We start from the raw sequence: 1779 nt of genomic DNA, 5'->3' as shown, positions 1-1779 counted from the left end.
TGTGCATCAGTGCTCCAAATATCGCAATAATCTGATTGAGCAAGATCACCGTTTTATTAAGCGGCAACAAGTTCGTTCCGCAAGTTATCAGAGCACTCGGACAGCAGCTAGGACATTATACGGCATTGAAACCATGCATGCGATACACAAAGAAAGCCGAAAGAAGCCAGGCCTCTTCGGCTTTTCAGCGTATCAAGAAGTCGACCAATTGTTAGCGGCATAGGCTACAACCACTAAACACAGTCACTTTGATCTACGCTTAATTTCAACTTTGCACCAGAACCTTTTGTCTTAATAACAAAGTATATAAGGGACTACCATTCATACCGATCAACCAATCACTAATTTGACGGGTTTGGGCTTCTTTATAAGCCAAATAGTCTTTGTGCCAGTCACCAAGATTTTTAAAGCCGGTAATAATGGCGTCTTTTTCCAAACTATTCAGCCATAGACGCTTAATGGTCTTCTTTTTAACGTCAATCTGGGCTTGGCTCATGATCGACCAGGCAATATTAGAACCCTCTCGGCCACTATCGGTGGCAACAATAATGGTATCGGCCTTCGTTAACAGGTCTTTGACGACCTTGAATTGATCTTTTTTACTAGCTGACACCACAAACTTGTATTTGTTGGGGAAAATCGGTAAATTAGATAGGGCCCATTGCTGATATTTCTGATCATATTTATCCGGTGTGGCTAGTTCAACTAAATGTCCGAGACCATACGTGACAAGCGTATTTTCGGGCAAAACAGGGTCGCTAACCGTATAGTAACCCTGTTTTTTTGTGCCCTTTTGAAAGGCTTGAACGTATGAACGGGCTTGACTAGGTTTTTCAGCTAAGATAACAGTGGTCATGTTCGTTCACTCCTTGTGATTAAGTTTCTGTTCTAATTCTGTTCTACCTTGTTCAGCCGCTTTTAACCAGGTTTAACGGTGCATTTTTTATTCCGATTACAAGTGCATGCCACCATCCTCATGCCGGTTTCGAGTTTGGTGTTGCCGTTGCTTTTTCGTCATTTCCCACTCGGTTTCTTTCAGTCCACGTTCTTGCTTTTGCCGTTGGTAATCTTCATCACGAGCATATAGAACAGTCATGATCGCATCACTAAAGGCCGTCTTTAAGTAGTAGCTTGGACTAACTGGCTTGTAATTTAGCGGTTGATAATGTCCAATATTTGCTTTTCTGTACTGGTCGTCCTTGGCTTGTTGCTCTTTTAACTGCTTTTGGATTTTCTCGATTTGACTGTTCTTAATCGTTGGATCGACTTTGCATTCGCCAAAAAAGAGTTGTTTAGTGCCATCATGCTTTAAAACCCGTTGTAAGTGATGATTTTCTAACTGATCTAAGCTCAGCTGTCCCGACAAATAAGCTAACCCTAATTGATGTTCTTGGGTACTGAAAACCTGTGGTGGATTTGATTGCCATTGTTCCATTGTTTCGACTTTTAATGGCTTTAAAGTTGGATCATAGTACATCACGGCTGTATAAGCCTGTTCCTGTTTAGTCAATGGCAATCCATCTAAATCGCCTTTGGGAAAGGCCCTTCTTAAAACTTCCTGGTATTGGGTTTGAATAACTTGCTTAACAGCCATGATTGTTCGCAAATCTTTGACTGCGCGAGTAATCTTTTGCTGTTCGATTGGTGAATATTTCTCTAGTAACCCTTGATCGACGTGTTCTAGACTTTCTAAGTTATCGTCATGAATCATCAGCGTATATTTCAGTTCGATTTTGACTTCCTTTTCCTGTTGCATTAATAACTTCCAGCCAACGTATG

General features: G+C 41.2%; 1 protein-coding gene and 2 pseudogenes. 1 reads left to right on the top strand and 2 read right to left on the bottom strand.

Going from position 1 to position 1779, the window contains the following annotated elements; genetic code table 11:
* A partial coding sequence (locus FD47_RS15545) for a transposase (RefSeq protein WP_235806118.1) occupies window positions 1–223 on the top strand: 223 nt, incomplete at its 5' end.
* Between the two features lie 63 nt (window positions 224–286).
* On the opposite strand, the pseudogene FD47_RS14385 reads toward FD47_RS15545, so the two are convergent.
* Together FD47_RS14385 and FD47_RS14380 are read right to left on the bottom strand one after the other, a co-directional pair.
* Window positions 287–856: pseudogene (locus FD47_RS14385) on the bottom strand (toprim domain-containing protein); the annotation flags it as partial.
* Window positions 857–952: 96 nt separating this feature from the next.
* Window positions 953–1779 (bottom strand): annotated as a pseudogene (locus FD47_RS14380) (MobQ family relaxase); the annotation flags it as partial.

This window comes from Lentilactobacillus parafarraginis DSM 18390 = JCM 14109, assembly GCF_001435895.1.
Classification (GTDB): Bacteria; Bacillota; Bacilli; order Lactobacillales; family Lactobacillaceae; genus Lentilactobacillus; species Lentilactobacillus parafarraginis.
The sequence above is the reverse complement of the archived record's forward strand: the minus strand, read 5'-3'. Positions and strand labels throughout refer to the sequence as shown.